The following is a 17655-nucleotide window of genomic DNA, read 5'->3' on the forward strand; positions in this document are numbered from 1 at the left end:
CGTTCGCGTCGACGCGGCCACCGCGGGCCTGCCCCGACTCCACCTTGCCGATGGCGGCGAGCAGTTGCCAGGGCAGGTTGCAGCCCGGCTTCGTGTCGCGCAGCTCAGCCTCGGCCTTCTTGTAGGCGTCCAGGACGGTCGCGGGTATGCCCGCCTCGGCCTCCGTCTGCGAGACGGGGGTGCCGATGGTCGGCGCGGGGCTCGGGCTCTTCAGCGGCGGAAGGTCCGTGTAGTACGGCGAGTTGCCGGTCGCGGCGCCCCCGTCGGCGGTGGTCGCGTCCGCCGCGGGCTGGGCACCGGTGGTCTGTCTGCCGGTGTCGTCGACCGTCACCCCCGGAGCCTGGGACGCGGACAGAGCCGCGACCGCGACCGCGGCCACAGCGGTCGTCGCCGCTCCCTTGCGCAGCCTGCTGCCGAATTGCGCCGCCATATACCGAACCCTCCCGTGGACGCCCGAGCGCCCGTCTCTGTCTGTCGCTGCCTGAGCGCTCCGCGCGCCCCGCCGTGCCCTCTTCCCGTCTGCCGTGCCGTCCCGCCGTGCCGTGCGGTGAGGTGTGCTCGTTCTGTTGTGACGATCGACTCGCGGTGCAGGTTGCCCCGGTGGCGCCGGTAAGTGCTCCGCCCAGCCGTTCGACGTCGCCGCCCGGCACGGGGACCCAGGCGACCCTACGACAACTTGCTTTTCTCGGGCACCCGTTCGCGCCCGGTTTTCACCGGTTGGCCATGTCACGTTGGGGTGGGGCGGCGTCGCCCATACTGGACCGCAGTGATCTCCCGGCCGAACACCCGGCCACCGTCCGCCCCGAGGAGCTCCGTTGCCCTTCACACTGAGCCACGCGGCGGCCGTCCTGCCCGCCCTGCGTCCCGACGGAACCGGCCGGGGCCGCCTGGTGCCCGCCGTGCTCGTGGCGGGTTCCTTCGCTCCCGACATGACCTACTTCGCGGCGAGTGTGCTGTCGGGCGGGATGGAGTTCGGGGGCTTCACGCACTCCGTCGCGGGTGTCTTCACCGTCGACGTGCTCATCGCCTGGGCGCTGACGGGACTGTGGCTGCTGGTGCGTGAACCGCTGGTGGCGCTGCTGCCGCGCGCGAGCCAGGGCCCGCCGGCCGCGCTGCTGCGCTGCGGGGCGCCGCGCACGCGCCCGCGGCCGTCGTCGGTGATGTGGTGGTACCTGTCCGCGGCACTCGGCGCGCTGACCCACGTCGTGTGGGACGCCTTCACGCACCACGACCGGTGGGGAGTACGGCTGCTGCCCGTCCTGGGCCGGGAGCTGCGGGGCTCCCCCGTGTACTGGTACCTCCAGTACGGCAGTTCCGCGGTGGGCGCAGCCGTGGTCGTCGCGTTCGTCGTGCGCGCACTGCGGCGGGTGCCGGCGGCCGCCGAACCAGCGGGCCTCGCGGCCCTGTCGGTACGGGACCGGTACGTGGCCGCGGCCGTGGTCGGCGGCTGCGCGCTGCTGGGGGCGGTGCAGCGGGTGACGCGGTGGCGGGGGCACCGGCGGTCCGGGGCCAGGCCCTGGGAGGTGATCCCGACCCTGTGCTTCGGGGTGGGCGCGGGACTGCTCCTGGGCGTGGTGCTGTACGCCGCCGGGATCAGGCTGTGGCGTCCGGCCGGGGCGTCGGACGACGCTCGGGCAGAGGCGGCACGGGAGCGGAGCGGGTCGAGTCCCCGTTGACGGGGCCGGCCTTGTTCTCTGCGGGGGTGTTCGGGTCCGCCGGTGCGGGGGTGTTGCGGTTCGGTGCGGCGGGGGTGTTGCGGTCTGCTGCGGGGGGTGCGGTTCCGGTCGCTGCGGCTGGGGTGTCGCGGTCTGCTGCGGCAGGGGCGGTCCGGTTCGCTGCGTCAGGGCCTTCCCCGTCTGCGGGGGCGTTCGGGGTGGCGGTGATGTGGCCGGTCGGTGCGGGGCCCGGGGTCCGGGGGCCGGCGATTCCCGCGGCACCGGGGGTTCTGGCGGGGACCGGGGGTGCGACGAAGACCGTGACGGTGGCGGGCGGGCGTGGCCGCGCGAGCCTGGTCAGGGCGAGGGTCAGGTAGCCGCGCCCCAGGTCGGCCCACAGGCGCCAGTCGGGCGCCGCGTGCAGGCGTACGGCGCCCCGTGCGGGCGCGAGCCGGGTGCGCAGGGCCGTGGCGGCCTGGCGCGGCCGGGCCAGGGGGACGGCGGGAATGCGGGCGGTGCTTGCGCCGGCCGCGAGGACCGGGACCGGTGGGCGGGGCGTGCACGGGAGCGCGTCGGCGTTCGCCTGGGCGTGCGTCCGTGCCTGGGCCGTTCGGCGATGGAGCATGCGTATACCCATGGCCGCATCCTCGCGGCGGTGGGCTCGCGGGGGCTTCTTCGCGGGGGCCAGCGGAGTGACGGGCCCCGCGGGGGCGTGTGGCACTCGGCCGACGGGGGTGGTGGGGTGGCTGTGGGTGGGTTGTGGCTGGTCGCGCCGTTCCCCGCGGGCCCTTCGGGGGCTCGCCGCTGTCGGTAGGTGCCCGTCCGTCGTGGTTTGTCGCGCCGTTCCCCGCGCCCCTACGGGTCGCTTGCTGCCGGTGGGCTCGTACCCGGTGCGTCGTGGCTGGTCGCGCCGTTCCCCGCGAGCCCTTCGGGGGCTCGCCGCTGTCGGTAGGTGCCCGTCCGTCGTGGTTTGTCGCGCCGTTCCCCGCGCCCCTACGGGTCGCTTGCTGCCGGTGGGCTCGTACCCGGTGCGTCGTGGCTGGTCGCGCCGTTCCCCGCGGGCCCTTCGGGGGCTCGCGGCTGTCGGTCCGTGCCCGTCCGTCGTGGCTGGTCGCGCCGTTCCCCGCGCCCCTGAAGGGCGCGGGGAGGTCGGTGTCGGGGTCAGTGGGCTGCTGATTCCCAGTCGGGGCCTACTCCTACCGAGACGTCGAGGGGGGCTCGGAGCTGGACCGCGCCGGCCATTTCGCGGCGGACCAGTTCCTCCACGGCCGGGCGCTCGCCGGGGGCGATCTCCAGGACGATTTCGTCGTGCACCTGGAGGAGCATGCGGGAGGTGAGGTCCGCTTCCCGCAGGGCCCGGTCCACGTGGAGCATGGCGATCTTGACGATGTCCGCCGCGGTGCCCTGGATGGGGGCGTTCAGCGCCATGCGCTCGGCCGCCTCGCGGCGCTGGCGGTTGTCGCTGTTGAGGTCGGGGAGGTAGCGGCGGCGCCCGAAGAGCGTCGCGGTGTAGCCCGTCGCCCTGGCCTCGTCGACGGCCCGGCGCAGATAGTCCCGTACGCCGCCGAACCGCTCGAAGTAGGCGTCCATGAGGGCGCGGGCCTCGGCCGCCTCGATGTTCAGCTGCTGGGAGAGGCCGAAGGCCGACAGCCCGTACGCCAGGCCGTAGGACATCGCCTTGATCTTGCGCCGCATCTCCGCGTCCACCGCGGAGCGCTCGACCGCGAAGACCTGCGAGGCCGCGGTGGTGTGCAGGTCCTCGCCGGAGGTGAAGGCCTCGATCAGGCCGGCGTCCTCCGAGAGGTGCGCCATGACACGGAGTTCGATCTGGCTGTAGTCGGCCGTCATCAGGGACTCGAAGCCCTCGCCGACGACGAAGCCGCGGCGGATCGCCCGGCCCTCGTCCGTGCGTACGGGGATGTTCTGGAGGTTCGGGTCCGTCGAGGACAGCCGGCCGGTCGCGGCGACGGTCTGGTTGAAGGTCGTGTGGATACGGCCGTCGGCCGCGACCGTCTTGATCAGGCCCTCGACCGTGACGCGCAGCTTCGCCTGCTCGCGGTGGCGGAGCATGACGACCGGCAGTTCGTTGTCGGTCTGGGCGGCCAGCCAGGCCAGGGCGTCGGCGTCGGTGGTGTAGCCCGTCTTGGTCTTCTTCGTCTTCGGCAGGCCGAGCTCGCCGAACAGGACTTCCTGGAGCTGCTTGGGCGAGCCGAGGTTGAACTCGTGCCCGGCCGCCGCGTGCGCTTCCTTCACGGCCTGCTGGACAGCGCCCGCGAACATCTGCTCCATGGCCTCCAGATGGGCCTTGTCGGCGGCGATGCCGTACCGCTCCAGCCGGGCCAGGAGGACGGACGTGGGCAGTTCCACGTCACGCAGGAGGTCGGCCGCGCCCACCTCCTCAAGGCGGCTGGTGAAGGCCGCCCCGAGGTCGAGGACGGCGCGGGCCTGCACCATCAGCGCCTCGGCCTCCGCGCCGTCGTCGGCGCCGAAGGCGAGCTGCCCGTCGGCCGTGGCGGCGGGGGCCAGCTCCCGGCCCAGGTACTCCGTGGACAGCGCGTCCAGGTCGAAGGAGCGGCGGCCGGGCTTGACGAGGTAGGCGGCGAGCGCGGTGTCCATGGTGACGCCGGCGACGCTCCAGCCGTGCTCGGCGGCGACCCGCATCACGGCCTTGGCGTTGTGCAGCACCTTGGGGCGGGCGTCGTCGGCGAGCCACGCGGCGAACGCCGCCTCGTCGCTCTCGTCCAGCTGGGAGGGGTCGAACCAGGCCGCCGCTCCCTGGGCCGCGGCGAGCGCGACCTCCGCGATCGAACCGGTGCCGAGGGCCCAGGTGTCGACCGTGGCGAGCCCGAGGGCCTCGGTGGCGTGCTCGGCGAGCCAGGGCGCGACCTCGCCGGTGCCCAGGACGCTGGTGTCGAGCTCGACGCCGGCCAGGAGCACCGGGGTCTCCTCGGCCTCCTCGGCGCCCGGGTCGACGGCCAGCAGCCGTTCGCGCAGCGAGGGGTTCCTGATCTCCAGGGTGTCGAGGACCATCGCGAGGCCCTGGCGGTCGTAGGGAGCGCGCTGGAGGTCGGTGACGGTGCCGGGCAGTTCGACGGTCCGGACCATCTCGGTGAGCCGCCGGTTGAGCTTGACGGACTCCAGGTGGTCGCGGAGGTTCTGCCCGGCCTTGCCCTTGACCTCCTCGACGCGCTCGACGAGTTCCGCGAACGACCCGAACTGGTTGATCCACTTCGCGGCGGTCTTCTCGCCTACGCCGGGGATGCCGGGGAGGTTGTCGGACGGGTCCCCGCGCAGGGCCGCGAAGTCGGGGTACTGCGCGGGCGTCAACCCGTACTTCTCGAAGACCTTCTCCGGGGTGAACCGGGTGAGTTCGGAGACGCCCTTGGTCGGATACAGCACCGTGGTGTGCTCGGACACCAGCTGGAAGGAGTCCCGGTCGCCGGTGACGATCAGCACGTCGAAGCCCTCGGCCTCGGCCCGGGTGGCGAGCGTGGCGATGACGTCGTCCGCCTCGAAGCCGTCGACCGCGAACCGCGAGACGTGCATCGCGTCGAGGAGCTCGCCGATCAGCTCGACCTGACCCTTGAACTCGTCCGGCGTCTTGGAGCGGTTGGCCTTGTACTCCGTGAACTCCTCGGACCGCCAGGTCTTGCGGGACACGTCGAAGGCCACCGCGAAGTGCGTGGGCGACTCGTCACGCAGCGTGTTGGCCAGCATCGACGCGAAGCCGTAGATCGCGTTCGTCGGCTGCCCGGTCGCGGTGGTGAAGTTCTCCGCGGGCAGCGCGAAGAACGCGCGGTAGGCCAGCGAGTGCCCGTCCATGAGCATGAGCCGCGGGCGGCTGTCTCCGGAGGTCCGGTCCGTCTTCTTCGATGCTGTCTCTGCCACGCCCCCGATCCTGCCACGCCCCACTGACAGCCGGACCCGGCCCCACCCGCGAGCGGGGCCCCGCGCCCCTCGCCGTACCGCCCGCGCCCCGTTCTCGTCCCTCCGGTCCCGGGCCCGCCCGGCCGTGATCGATGTCGTCGGCGCGTGCGAGGATCCCGGGGTGCCACCCGAAGGACGCGGCACCCGCACCGGCGAATGTGAAGGAGAGTGCCGCGATGGCAGCCAAGCCCCCCAAGGGTGATCCGGTTCAGGACGCGCCGCAGGTCGCCGGCCCCAAACACGCGGCGGCGGGGCTCCCGGCCATCGGTCACACCCTGCGCGTCGCCCAGCGGCAGATGGGGGTGAAGCGCACCGCGCTGACCCTGCTGCGCGTCAACCAGAAGGACGGCTTCGACTGCCCGGGCTGCGCCTGGCCGGAGCCGGAGCACCGGCACGCGGCGGAGTTCTGCGAGAACGGCGCGAAGGCCGTCGCGGAGGAGGCCACGCTGCGCCGGGTCACCCCGGAGTTCTTCGCCGCGCACCCCGTCGCCGACCTCGCCGGCCGCAGCGGTTACTGGCTGGGCCAGCAGGGCCGCCTGACACACCCGATGTACCTGCCCGAGGGGGCCGAGCACTACGAACCGGTGACGTGGGAGCGCGCCTTCGACATCGTCGCCGAGGAGATCGCCGCCCTCGCCTCCCCGGACGAGGCGCTGTTCTACACCTCGGGACGCACCAGCAACGAGGCCGCCTTCCTCTACCAGCTGTTCGCGCGGGAGCTCGGCACCAACAACCTGCCCGACTGCTCGAACATGTGCCACGAGTCGTCCGGCTCGGCCCTGTCGCAGACCATCGGCGTCGGCAAGGGCAGCGTCCTGCTGGAGGACCTCTACAAGGCCGACCTGATCGTGGTCGCCGGCCAGAACCCCGGCACCAACCACCCCCGCATGCTGTCCGCCCTGGAGAAGGCGAAGGCCAACGGCGCGAGGATCATCAGCGTCAACCCGCTGCCCGAGGCCGGCCTGGAGCGCTTCAAGAACCCGCAGACCCCGCAGGGCATGCTCAGGGGGGCCGCCCTCACCGACCTGTTCCTGCAGATCCGCATCGGCGGCGACCAGGCCCTGTTCCGTCTCCTGAACAAGCTGGTCCTGGAGACCGAGGGCGCGGTGGACGAGGAGTTCGTGCGCGACCACACCCACGGCTTCGAGGAGTTCGCCGCGTCCGCCCGCGACGCGGACTGGGAGCAGACGCTCACCGCGACCGGCCTCACGCGCGCGGAGATCGAGGAGGCCCTGCGCATGGTGCTCGCCTCGCGGCGCACCATCGTGTGCTGGGCGATGGGCCTCACCCAGCACAAGCACTCGGTGCCGACGATCCGCGAGGTCGTCAACTTCCTTCTGCTGCGCGGCAACATCGGCCGCCCGGGCGCGGGCGTGTGCCCGGTGCGCGGCCACTCGAACGTGCAGGGCGACCGCACGATGGGCATATTCGAACGTCCCGCCCCCGCCTTCCTGGACGCCCTGGAGAAGGAGTTCGGCTTCGCGCCGCCGCGTGAGCACGGCTACGACGTCGTCCGCGCGATCCGCGCCCTGCGCGACGGCGACGCGAAGGTCTTCTTCGCCATGGGCGGCAACTTCGTCTCCGCCTCGCCCGACACGGAGGTCACCGAGGCCGCCATGCGGCGCGCGCGGCTGACCGTGCACGTGTCGACCAAGCTCAACCGCTCCCATGTCGTCACCGGCGCCCGCGCGCTGATCCTGCCGACCCTCGGGCGCACCGAGCGCGATCTCCAGGGCGGCGGCGAGCAGTTCGTGACCGTCGAGGACTCCATGGGCATGGTGCACGCCTCCCGGGGCCGCCTGGAGCCGGCGAGCACGCACCTGCTGTCCGAGCCGGCCATAGTCTGCCGGCTGGCGCGCCGGGTGCTGGGCACGAACAGCAAGGTCGGCTGGGAGGAGTTCGAGAAGGACTACGCCACGATCCGCGACCGCATCGCGCGGGTGATCCCGGGCTTCGAGGACTTCAACGCGCGCGTGGCGCGTCCGGGCGGTTTCGCCCTGCCGCACGCCCCGCGCGACGAGCGCCGCTTCCCGACCGCGACCGGGAAGGCCAACTTCACCGCCGCCCCGGTCGAGTACCCCGCGCTGCCCGAGGGTCGGCTGCTGCTGCAGACGCTGCGCTCGCACGACCAGTACAACACCACGATCTACGGCCTCGACGACCGCTACCGGGGCATCACCAACGGGCGCCGGGTGGTCCTGGTGAACCCGGAGGACGCCCGCGCCCTGCGGGTCGCCGAGGGCTCCTACGTCGACCTGGTGAGCGAGTGGAGGGACGGGGTGGAGCGGCGGGCGCCCGGTTTCCGCGTGGTGCACTACCCCACCGCCCGGGGCTGCGCCGCCGCGTACTACCCGGAGACCAACGTGCTGGTCCCGCTGGACGCCACCGCCGACACGAGCAACACCCCGGCCAGCAAGTCCGTGGTGGTGCGTCTGGAACAATCGGCGACCGACTGAGCGTTTGCTCAGTGGACGAGCAGGCGTACTGGTCATGAGAAACGGAGCCGGACCCATGGGCGAGCAGCACCACGTGAAGTTCCCGCAGGAGATCGTCGAGGAGTACGCCGCGCTCGGCGTCGACCTGCCCGCCCTGTTCTCCGCGGGCCATCTCGGGACGCGCATGGGCGTGCAGATCGTGGAGGCGTCCGCGGACCGCGTGGTCGGCACCATGCCGGTGGAGGGCAACACCCAGCCCTACGGCCTGCTGCACGGCGGCGCCTCCGCGGTACTGGCCGAGACGCTGGGCTCGGTCGGCTCGATGCTGCACGGCGGCAGCTCCAAGATCGCCGTCGGCGTCGACCTGAACTGCACCCACCACCGCGGGGCCCGCTCCGGCCTGGTCACCGGAGTGGCCACACCCGTGCACCGGGGACGCTCCACGGCGACGTACGAGATCGTGATCAGCGACGAGGAGGGCCGGCGCGTGTGCACCGCACGGCTCACCTGCCTCCTGCGGGATGTGACTCCGGGCGACGAACAGCGGGTGCGCACGGCCGGCTGACCGGACCCCGCGGCCGTCTCCGGTCCCCCGCGGCGGCCGCACCGGACCACCGGAGTGCCGCGCGGCCCGTACCCCTGGCCCGATCCGCCGCACAGGCCCTAGCGTCATGCGCATGGAAACGGGAGGAACCCCGCGACCGGGCGCCGCGCGCGGCTTCGCCCTGGCCCTGGCGCTGATGGCGGGCGCCCTGGCCACCGGGTGCGCGGGGCCGGCCGGCACGGACACCACGACGGCCCGGCGCACCGCCCCCGCGCCCGGCACACGGGCCCCGTCCGCGCCGGCCGCCACCTCCCCCGAGGACCTGTGCGCGCGGATCGTCGCCCACTGGTCGCGCGAGGTGCTGGACCAACACACCTACGGGGACTACCAGTCGATGGGTCTGTCCAACGGGCAGTACGAGATCCTGCGGGACGTGGTGGACGCGGCCCGGGCCGAGAAGAGACGTCAAGGCGCCCGGGCCGCCGACGAGTTGATCGACCGTCGGACCCGTGCGGGCTGCGCGCGGTGGTACCGCGACGGCGGTCCGGGCGACGGACCGTGGCAGTGAGCGGCGTCGGCCCGGTCGAGCCGGGCGAGGGCACCCGCGAACAGGACACCCCCGAGCCGAACTCTCCTGCCCCGCATCGGAGTTCGGGCGCGCGTCTCACCCACTGGTACGCCCGTCACCGCCGCCCGGTGCGCGCCGCGGCGCTGGCCGCGCTCCTGCTCGCCGGCGGCACCTGGCTCTTCGCGACCCGGCCGCGAACGCCGCCGCCGCCCGAGGCGCCGTACCCCTCCCAGGTCGTCGACGTCACCTATCTCGACGACGTGGTCACGCCGAGGGGGGTGCGGCCGAGGAGCTTCAGTTTCGCGGTGCTGCTGAGCGTGGAGTCCGGCCCGCCGGTCACGGTGACCCGCCTGTCGCAGCCCTACGCCGGAGTGTCCCTGACCTCGGCCCCCCGCGCCCCGTTCCGGACCCGGGCGGGCACCGGCCGGAAAATCGTCATCACCATGCACGTGACGGACTGCGGAAAGGCGCCGAAGGACGCCGGACTGCCTTTCCTGGACGTAACTCTACGTAATACGCGCGCAATACAGGACTACAGCTACATCCCCGGCCCGCGCTATGCGCGGCACCTCTCGGCCGCCCTGCAGGTCGCCTGCGGCAACGATTCCCGGTAATTACCAAAACACCTGAGACGCCTGAACCGCGGCGGGCGGGTCCTGCGGGTTCTCACTATGTGGACAGGGCGAATCGGCTGTAATTCCACTGTTCCGCCCATCGAGCACCGCTCTGCATTACCTCGTGTCATAACAAGAGAGTCACAGCCTCCCCCAGACCCTCCTCCATGTTCCCCACCCACGCTTAGAGTCACGGCCAGTCACCGCGCCACCGGAAAGTCACCTCGGTCCGGGCGCCGACTCGGTCTCTTCCAGGGGGGAGGGCCGCCCAGGGAAAGGACTGGAACGTGCGTCAACGTTCGCTCATCGCCATCACCGCCGCGCTGTCTGCGGGAGCACTCACCCTCACGGCCTGCGGCTCGCGCGACAGCAACGACAAGGGCTCCGACAACGGCGGCGGCACCACCGTCACCATCGGAGTCGACGCCCCGCTGACCGGCGACCTGTCCGCGCTCGGCCTGGGCATCAGGAACTCCGTGGATCTGGCGGCCAAGACCGCCAACAAGCAGAACTACGTCAAGGGCGTCACCTTCAAGATCGTCGCCAAGGACGACCAGGCGCAGCCCTCCGCGGGCCAGCAGAACGCCACCGCACTGGTCGCCGACAAGAGCGTCCTCGGCGTGGTCGGCCCGCTGAACTCCTCCGTCGCCGAGTCGATGCAGAAGGTCTTCGACGACGCCAAGCTCGTCGAGGTCTCGCCGGCCAACACCAACCCGGCGCTGACCCAGGGCACCGACTGGCAGACGAAGAAGGCGCGCGCCTACAAGTCGTACTTCCGCACCGCGACCACGGACGCCATCCAGGGCCCGTTCGCCGCCCAGTACGTCTTCAACGACGCCAAGAAGAAGAAGGTCTTCGTCATCGACGACAAGAAGACCTACGGCGCCGGCCTCGCGGGCACCTTCACCGAGGAGTTCAAGAAGCTCGGCGGCAAGATCGCCGGCACCCAGCACATCAACCCGGACAGCAAGGACTTCTCCGCCGTCGCCACCCAGGTGAAGAACTCCGGCGCCGACGTCGTCTACTACGGCGGCGAGTACCCGCAGGCCGGCCCGCTGAGCAAGCAGATCAAGGCCGCCGGCGCCAAGATCCCCGTCGTCGGCGGCGACGGCATCTACGCCGAGGACTACATCAAGCTGGCCGGCAGCTCCGCCACCGGCGACCTCGCCACCTCCGTCGGCGCCCCCGTCGAGACCCTCGCCTCCGCGAAGGAGTTCGTCGCCAACTACAAGGCCGGCGGCTACAAGGAGGAGTACGGCGCCTACGGCGGCTACTCCTACGACTCCGCCTGGTCGATCATCGAGGCCGTCAAGAAGGTCGTCGACGACAACGACGGCAAGGTCCCCGACGACGCCCGCGCGAAGATCACCGCCGCCGTCCAGAACGTCTCCTTCGACGGCGTGACCGGCAAGGTCTCCTTCGACGAGTTCGGCGACGCCACCAACAAGCAGCTCACCGTCTACGCCATCGAGAACGGTGCCTGGAAGGCCGTCAAGTCCGGCACCTACACCGGCTGACACCCACACCCGCACCACAGCTGAGCCGCGCGGGGCGCTGTTCCACAGGCGCCCCGCGCGGACTCGCATCCGGCCCCCCGTCGAAACATCCGAACCGTCTCGGAGGACATGCGGTGAACGAACTGCCGCAGCAGCTGGTCAACGGCCTGCTACTGGGATCCATGTACGGCCTTGTCGCCATCGGCTACACAATGGTCTATGGCATTGTCCAGCTCATCAACTTCGCCCACGGCGAGATCTTCATGACCGGAGCGTTCGGCGCTCTCACGGTCTACGTGTACGTACTCCCCGACGGCACATCCATGGCGATAGCCCTGCCGCTGATGCTCGTCGGAGCCGTGATGGTCTCGGTGACCGTCGCCGTGGGAGCGGAACGGTTCGCCTACCGTCCCCTTCGCAACGCACCCCGCCTCGCCCCGCTCATCACCGCGATCGGCCTCTCCCTCGCCCTCCAGCAGGCCGTCTGGGCCTGGTACCCCGAGGCCAAGTCCGCCCGCGTCTTCCCGCAGATCGACGGCGGCCCCTTCGAGATCGGCAACGTCACCATCCAGACCGGTGACGTCTTCCTGCTCATCGCCGCCCCCATCAGCATGGCCGTCCTCGGCTACTTCGTCATGAAGACCCGCACCGGACGCGGTATGCAGGCCACCGCCCAGGACCCCGACACCGCCAAGCTCATGGGTGTCAACACCGACCGCATCATCGTGGTCGCCTTCGCCCTCGGCGCCACCTTCGCCGCCGTCGGAGGCGTCGCCTACGGCCTCAAGTACGGCCAGATCTCCTTCACGATGGGCTTCCTGCTCGGCCTCAAGGCCTTCACCGCGGCCGTCCTCGGCGGCATCGGCAACATCTACGGAGCCATGATCGGCGGCATCGTCCTCGGCATCGCCGAAACGCTGGCCACCGCCTACATCGCCGACATCCCCGGCATGGGCCAGTTCGGCAGCAACGCCTGGGCCGACGTCTGGGCCTTCGTACTCCTCATCCTCGTGCTCCTGCTGCGGCCACAAGGTCTGCTGGGCGAGCGCGTCGCCGACAGGGCGTGACACCGATGACGACACAGACCACCGCACCCGAAGCGCCGCTCGACAACACCGCTTCCGCACCGGCCGGCCTCATCGGCATCCCGGCGCACATCGCCCGTGCCCTCGTCACCGGCGGCGGCATCCTCACCATCATCTCCACCTTCCTCGCCTGGACCTGGACCTCCGCCTTCCCCGGCGACCTCACCGTCTACGGCTACCCCGGCGGCCTCCAGGTCCTCGTCCTCATCGGCGGCCTCCTCACCACCCTCTTCGCCCTCGCCTCCTACGGCCTCAAGGGCCTCGGCTGGCTCATCCCCGCCGGCGCCGACGGCGCCATCAAGTTCGCCGCACTCGCCACCTTCGCCACCAGCTGGTACACGGTCATCGCGATCAGCACCGACCTCGGCGGTGTCGTCAACCTCGAACTCGGCGGCTACCTCGTCGCCCTGGGCAGCCTCGCCGCCCTCCTCGGCGCCCTCGCCCTGCCCTTCGAGCACCCCGCGGCCGACCCGATCGACCCCGACGACACCTCGTGGGAGCACACCAAGCACCGGGCCGCCCACCAGTGGGAGACCGTCAAGGCCGCCTTCGCCTCCGGCCCCGCCCGGCCCGTCGGCAAGCTCCCCTCCTACGGCGAGATCCTGATCATCGTCGCGGTCCTCGCCCTCGGCCTCACCGTGTTCACCTACGGCATCGGCACCGAGTACGACGAACTGTTCGTCGGCTTCCTCATCACCGCCGGCCTCGGCTTCGCCGCCCTCAACAAGTCGGGCCTCGTCGCCCAGGCGAGCCAGATCACCGCCCGGCACCAGAACATCACCACCTGCGGCGCCTTCATCGCCGCCGCGATGTTCCCCTTCACCCAGACCGACGACCAGTACGCGACCGTCGGCGTCTACATCCTCATCTTCGCCACCGTCGCCCTCGGCCTGAACATCGTCGTCGGCCTCGCCGGCCTCCTCGACCTCGGTTACGTCGCCTTCCTCGGTGTCGGCGCCTACGCCGCCTCCCTGGTCTCCGGCTCCCCCAGCTCCCCCTTCGGCGTCCACTTCCCGTTCTGGGCCGCCGCCCTGGTCGGCACCGCCGCCTCACTCGTCTTCGGCGTCCTCATCGGCGCGCCCACCCTGCGACTGCGCGGCGACTACCTCGCGATCGTCACCCTGGGCTTCGGAGAGATCTTCCGCATCACCGCCAACAACCTCGACGGCACCTCCGGCCCCGACATCACCAACGGGTCCAACGGCATCTCCTCCATCCCGAACCTCGACATCCTCGGGTTCGACTTCGGAACCGTCCACACCATCGCCGGCTTCTCCATCGGCCGATTCGCGAACTACTTCTTCCTGATGCTGATCATCACCGCCATCGTCGTGACCGTGTTCCGACGCAGCGGCGACTCCCGCATCGGCCGCGCCTGGGTCGCCATCCGCGAGGACGAGACCGCCGCCCTCGCCATGGGCATCAACGGCTTCCGCGTCAAGCTCATCGCCTTCGCCGTCGGCGCCTCCCTCGCCGGCCTCGCCGGCACCGTACAGGCCCACGTCACCTACACCGTGACCCCCGAGCAGTACGTCTTCGCCGGCCCCATCCCGCCCAACTCCGCCTTCCTGCTCGCCGCCGTCGTCCTCGGCGGCATGGGCACCATCAGCGGCCCGCTCATCGGTGCGTCCCTGCTCTTCCTCATCCCCAACAAGCTCCAGTTCCTCGGCGACTACCAGCTCTTCGCCTTCGGCCTCGCCCTGATCCTCCTGATGCGCTTCCGCCCGGAAGGCCTCATCCCCAACCGGCGCCGCCAACTCGAATTCCACGAGGACGCCGAAGCACCCACAGTCCTGAGCAAGACGGGGGCCTGACACCGATGACCACCGACACCACCACCAAGGACGCCACCCCGGGCGCGACCGCCCCCGGCGAAACCGTCCTCGACGCACGCGGCGTCACCATGCGCTTCGGCGGCCTCACCGCCGTACGCAACGTCGACCTCACCGTGCACAGCGGCGAGATCGTCGGCCTCATCGGCCCCAACGGCGCCGGCAAGACGACCTTCTTCAACTGCCTCACCGGCCTCTACATCCCCACCGAGGGAGAGGTCCGCTACAAGGGCGCCGTCCTGCCGCCCAAGTCGTTCAAGGTCACCGCCGCAGGCATCGCCCGCACCTTCCAGAACATCCGGCTCTTCGGCAACATGACCGTCCTGGAGAACGTCCTCGTCGGCCGCCACACCCGCACAAAAGAAGGCTTCTGGTCGGCCGTCCTACGGCTCCCCAGCTTCCACCGCGCGGAGCGCGCCAGCCGCGAACGCGCCATGGAGCTCCTGGAGTTCGTCGGTCTCGCCAGCAAGGCCGAACACCTCTCCCGCAACCTCCCCTACGGCGAGCAGCGCAAGCTCGAGATCGCCCGCGCCCTCGCCAGCGACCCCGGTCTCCTCCTCCTGGACGAACCCACCGCCGGGATGAACCCCCAGGAGACCCGCGCCACCGAGGAACTCGTCTTCGCCATCCGCGACAAGGGCATCGCCGTCCTCGTCATCGAGCACGACATGCGGTTCATCTTCAACCTCTGCGACCGCGTCGCCGTCCTCGTCCAGGGCGAGAAACTCATCGAAGGCGACAGCGCCACCGTCCAGGGCGACGAACGCGTCGTCGCCGCCTACCTCGGTGAACCCTTCGAAGAAGCCCCCGGCACCGACGAGACCACCGAAGTCGAAGCCGCCGAAGCGACCGCCGACACCACGACGGACGCCGCGCCCGTCAAGGAGAACGACCGATGACCGCACTCCTCGAGGTGGAGGACCTCCGCGTCGCCTACGGCAAGATCGAAGCCGTCAAGGGCATCTCCTTCAAGGTCGAAGCAGGCGAGGTCGTCACCCTCATCGGCACCAACGGCGCCGGCAAGACCACCACCCTGCGCACCCTCTCCGGACTGCTCAAGCCCGTCGGTGGCCAGATCAAGTTCAACGGGAAGTCCCTCAAGAAGACCCCCGCGCACGAGATCGTCTCCCTCGGACTCGCCCACTCCCCCGAGGGCCGGCACATCTTCCCCCGCATGACCATCGAGGACAACCTCCGCCTCGGCGCCTTCCTCCGCAACGACAGAGCGGGCATCGAGAAGGACATCCAGCGCTCCTACGACCTGTTCCCCATCCTCGGGGAGCGCCGCAAGCAGGCCGCGGGCACCCTCTCCGGCGGCGAACAGCAGATGCTCGCCATGGGCCGCGCCCTCATGTCCCAGCCCAAACTGCTCATGCTCGACGAGCCCTCCATGGGCCTCTCCCCGATCATGATGCAGAAGATCATGGCGACCATCGCCGAACTCAAGTCCCAGGGCACCACCATCCTGCTCGTCGAGCAGAACGCCCAGGCGGCCCTCTCCCTCGCCAACCACGGCCACGTCATGGAGGTCGGCAACATCGTCCTCTCCGGCAGCGGACAGGACCTCCTGCACGACGAGTCCGTACGCAAGGCGTACCTCGGCGAGGACTGACACCCCGCCACCGACGGCGTACGACGAGGCCCGCACCCCGAGTTCTCAGGGGCGCGGGCCTCGTCGCATACGCGGGTCAGGGGAGATCAGCCCTTGGACGCCTTCTTCTCGTCGGCGTCCTGAATGACCGCCTCCGCCACCTGCTGCATCGACATCCGCCGGTCCATCGACGTCTTCTGGATCCACCGGAACGCGGCCGGCTCCGTCAGCCCGTACTCCGTCTGGAGGATCGACTTCGCACGGTCCACCAGCTTGCGCGTCTCCAGCCGCAGCGTGAGGTCCGCGACCTCGTTCTCCAGCTCCTTCAGCTCCGTGAACCGCGACACCGCCATCTCGATCGCCGGCACCACGTCACTCTTGCTGAACGGCTTGACCAGGTACGCCATCGCACCCGCGTCCCTCGCCCGCTCGACCAGGTCGCGCTGGGAGAACGCGGTCAGCATCAGCACCGGGGCGATACGCTCCTCGGCGATCTTCTCGGCCGCCGAGATGCCGTCCAGCTTCGGCATCTTCACGTCGAGGATCACCAGGTCGGGCCTGTGCTCACGGGCCAGCTCCACGGCCGCCTCACCGTCACCGGCCTCGCCGACGACGCTGTAGCCCTCCTCCTCCAGCATCTCCTTGAGGTCGAGCCGGATCAGGGCCTCGTCCTCGGCGATGACGACACGGGTCGTCAGCGGAGGCACGTGCGACTTGTCGTCGTCGGGCGCGTCCACGGGCTGGGGCGACTCGGGGGCGGTCACGGGGGCGCTCCTTGTTCCAGGGCGGGCGATACTGCTGCCAGCAGCCTACCTAGCTGCAGCATCAGCTGGTCACCCGGTACACTTCCCAACAGTTCCACGACCCGCCCGGTTGGAGGAATCTGGTCAGACTCGCGGTGCTCAAACCACCGTGCCTTAGGGCATGTGGGTTCGAATCCCACACCGGGCACTTCGGGATCGAAGCGGAGGATCACGTTCGCGTGATCCTCCGCTTTTCGCTGCATGGAGTTACTGGTAGTGACTCAAAGTGGCAGCATGGACTTTCATGGCACTGACGTGCGACAGAGGGCCCTCACACTGCTCCGCAATGGCTCGAAGAACGCGGAGGTGGCCCGGAGCCTCAACGTTCCGCTCGGAACGATCGGCTATTGGAAGCATCTGGACCGTGCGAGGCGAAACGAGTGTCCGGGCAAGCGCGATCCCAGGTGCCCCCGATGCGACGGCCGGCAGCTCGACGAGCCGGCCTATAGCTACCTCCTCGGCCTCTATCTCGGCGATGGCCACATCAGCCACCACTCCGAGCACCGCGTACCGAACCTCATGATCACGTGCACTGAGTCGTGGACCGGACTCATGGACGACTGCGAACGAGCCATGCGCGCGGTCTTCCCGGACAACTCGGTATGCCGCGTCCGCCGAACCGGCTGCAGCAACGTAAAGGTCTACTCCAAGCACATGTACTGCATGTTCCCCCAGCACGGTCCCGGCAAGAAGCACGAGCGAGTGATCACCCTCGAGTCCTGGCAGCAAGGGATCGTCGACGCCCACCCCTGGGATCTCGTCCGCGGTCTCGTCCACTCGGACGGCTGCCGTATCACCAACTGGACGACCCGAATGGTCGGCGGGGAGCGCAAGCGCTACGAATATCCGAGGTACCTCTTCACCAACGTGTCCGAGGACATCCGCAGGCTCTACACCGACACTCTGGACAAGCTCGGCGTCGAGTGGACCCACTGCACCCGGCACGGCAGCCCGTACAACATCTCCACTGCCCGCAAAGCCTCCGTAGCCCTCATGGACGCCCACGTCGGGGGCGTGTCAGCGATCTTGTGTAAGTCGGTTGGTTTCATTGGATGCTGAGCCGGTCCTCGAAGAAGAGTGAGAACTGGTTCAGTGCCTCTTTCCA

The 17655-nt window shown here is 70.4% G+C and carries 14 protein-coding genes, 1 tRNA gene and 1 pseudogene; 12 read left to right on the forward strand and 4 right to left on the reverse strand.

Going from position 1 to position 17655, the window contains the following annotated elements:
* Window positions 1–430: pseudogene (locus tag ABZT03_RS39185) on the reverse strand (lytic transglycosylase); the annotation flags it as partial.
* A gap of 385 nt (window positions 431–815) precedes the next feature.
* On the opposite strand from ABZT03_RS39185, the gene ABZT03_RS39190 reads away from it, so the two are divergent.
* Window positions 816–1676 carry a DUF4184 family protein gene (locus ABZT03_RS39190; RefSeq protein WP_356048300.1) on the forward strand — a complete coding sequence of 287 codons (861 nt, stop codon included), beginning with the start codon at window positions 816–818 and terminating at the stop codon, window positions 1674–1676.
* On the opposite strand, the gene ABZT03_RS39195 is transcribed toward ABZT03_RS39190, so the two are convergent.
* Both ABZT03_RS39195 and polA read right to left on the reverse strand, forming a co-directional pair.
* Complete coding sequence (locus tag ABZT03_RS39195; RefSeq protein ID WP_356048302.1) at window positions 1594–2292, reverse strand: hypothetical protein; 699 nt, start codon at window positions 2290–2292, stop codon at window positions 1594–1596. The genes ABZT03_RS39190 and ABZT03_RS39195 overlap by 83 nt on opposite strands.
* 524 nt (window positions 2293–2816) lie before the next feature.
* A complete protein-coding gene (gene polA / locus ABZT03_RS39200; RefSeq protein WP_356048304.1) occupies window positions 2817–5543 on the reverse strand; it encodes a DNA polymerase I in 2727 nt (908 codons plus the stop codon).
* Between the two features lie 215 nt (window positions 5544–5758).
* Here polA and ABZT03_RS39205 point away from each other — a divergent pair, with 215 nt between their 5' ends.
* The 9 genes from ABZT03_RS39205 to ABZT03_RS39245 all read left to right on the forward strand — a co-directional run bounded on the left by ABZT03_RS39205 (window position 5759) and on the right by ABZT03_RS39245 (window position 15768).
* The gene (locus ABZT03_RS39205; RefSeq protein WP_356048306.1) at window positions 5759–8038 is read left to right on the forward strand and encodes an FdhF/YdeP family oxidoreductase; all 2280 of its coding nucleotides are present in this window, start codon (window positions 5759–5761) and stop codon (window positions 8036–8038) included.
* Window positions 8039–8093: 55 nt separating this feature from the next.
* Entirely contained in the window at window positions 8094–8582 is a 489-nt protein-coding gene (locus ABZT03_RS39210) for a hotdog fold thioesterase (RefSeq protein ID WP_356048308.1), read from the forward strand.
* Window positions 8583–8694: 112 nt separating this feature from the next.
* A complete protein-coding gene (locus ABZT03_RS39215) occupies window positions 8695–9129 on the forward strand; it encodes a hypothetical protein (protein ID WP_356048309.1) in 435 nt (144 codons plus the stop codon).
* Window positions 9126–9743, forward strand: a complete 618-nt coding sequence (locus tag ABZT03_RS39220) for a Tat pathway signal sequence domain protein (RefSeq protein ID WP_356048311.1) — start codon at window positions 9126–9128, stop codon at window positions 9741–9743. The genes ABZT03_RS39215 and ABZT03_RS39220 overlap by 4 nt, the downstream gene beginning before the upstream one ends.
* Window positions 9744–10030: 287 nt before the next feature.
* Window positions 10031–11260, forward strand: a complete 1230-nt coding sequence (locus ABZT03_RS39225; RefSeq protein WP_356048313.1) for a branched-chain amino acid ABC transporter substrate-binding protein — start codon at window positions 10031–10033, stop codon at window positions 11258–11260.
* A 113-nt stretch (window positions 11261–11373) separates the two neighbouring features.
* Window positions 11374–12306: a branched-chain amino acid ABC transporter permease gene (locus ABZT03_RS39230; protein WP_356048315.1), complete on the forward strand. Its 933-nt coding sequence runs from the start codon at window positions 11374–11376 to the stop codon at window positions 12304–12306.
* Window positions 12307–12311: 5 nt separating this feature from the next.
* Window positions 12312–14138: a branched-chain amino acid ABC transporter permease gene (locus ABZT03_RS39235; protein ID WP_356048317.1), complete on the forward strand. Its 1827-nt coding sequence runs from the start codon at window positions 12312–12314 to the stop codon at window positions 14136–14138.
* Window positions 14139–14143: 5 nt separating this feature from the next.
* Window positions 14144–15055 (forward strand): ABC transporter ATP-binding protein, encoded by a 912-nt coding sequence (locus ABZT03_RS39240; RefSeq protein WP_356048319.1) that lies wholly within the window; start codon window positions 14144–14146, stop codon window positions 15053–15055.
* Complete coding sequence (locus tag ABZT03_RS39245; RefSeq protein ID WP_356048320.1) at window positions 15052–15768, forward strand: ABC transporter ATP-binding protein; 717 nt, start codon at window positions 15052–15054, stop codon at window positions 15766–15768. The genes ABZT03_RS39240 and ABZT03_RS39245 overlap by 4 nt, the downstream gene beginning before the upstream one ends.
* Before the next feature lie 86 nt (window positions 15769–15854).
* On the opposite strand, the gene ABZT03_RS39250 is transcribed toward ABZT03_RS39245, so the two are convergent.
* A complete protein-coding gene (locus ABZT03_RS39250) occupies window positions 15855–16511 on the reverse strand; it encodes a response regulator (protein ID WP_356048322.1) in 657 nt (218 codons plus the stop codon).
* Between the two features lie 103 nt (window positions 16512–16614).
* Here ABZT03_RS39250 and ABZT03_RS39255 point away from each other — a divergent pair.
* Window positions 16615–16698: transfer RNA gene (locus ABZT03_RS39255), tRNA-Leu, on the forward strand.
* Between the two features lie 86 nt (window positions 16699–16784).
* Window positions 16785–17609, forward strand: a complete 825-nt coding sequence (locus ABZT03_RS39260; protein WP_356048323.1) for a helix-turn-helix domain-containing protein — start codon at window positions 16785–16787, stop codon at window positions 17607–17609.
* Window positions 17610–17655 lie beyond the last annotated feature (46 nt).

Source organism: Streptomyces sp. NPDC005574, from assembly GCF_040605435.1.
In the GTDB taxonomy this organism is placed as follows: domain Bacteria; phylum Actinomycetota; class Actinomycetes; order Streptomycetales; family Streptomycetaceae; genus Streptomyces.